Source organism: Pseudomonas sp. EA_5y_Pfl2_R50 (assembly GCF_963970475.1).
Lineage (GTDB): Bacteria > Pseudomonadota > Gammaproteobacteria > Pseudomonadales > Pseudomonadaceae > Aquipseudomonas.
On record NZ_CAXAPT010000200.1, the window covers coordinates 1 to 435 of the forward strand.

The following is a 435-nucleotide window of genomic DNA, read 5'->3' on the forward strand; positions in this document are numbered from 1 at the left end:
GGTCCTTCGTCGTGACAGGAACCGGTCGCGGATGCGATCGGCGATGATGGCCTTGTCGAACGTCTCGCCGAGCAATGCGTCGATGAAGGCACGATCCTCCTCTGGCAGCGAGCCCAGCGGCAGTCGGAGCTGTTCGACGATCGCCTGTCGGGCGGCAAGGCCGGTGGCATGGGCCGTCTCGACGACCGGGTCCGGAAAGGGTGTGCGCCGCACGGCAAGCCCTGAGGTGGTAGGCGGCAGCGACGGCAAGGGCCGGTCACCACCCGTGATCGCGGCACGGGGCAGACCGATCTGGTCGGCAAGCCGCACCACCTTGTCGAGCCGTTCTTCCGCCCGGCTCTTCTGGTATTTGCGGTAGCGATAGAGCGGCACCGCGCCGCGCGACGGCTCGAACGGGCCGAAGCGCTTGCCGTCGTGCTCGACGAACAGCGCCTG

The 435-nt window shown here is 68.3% G+C and carries 1 pseudogene; it reads right to left on the bottom strand.

Annotated elements, in window-relative coordinates:
* Window positions 1–435: pseudogene (locus AACY19_RS27440) on the bottom strand (IS481 family transposase); the annotation flags it as partial.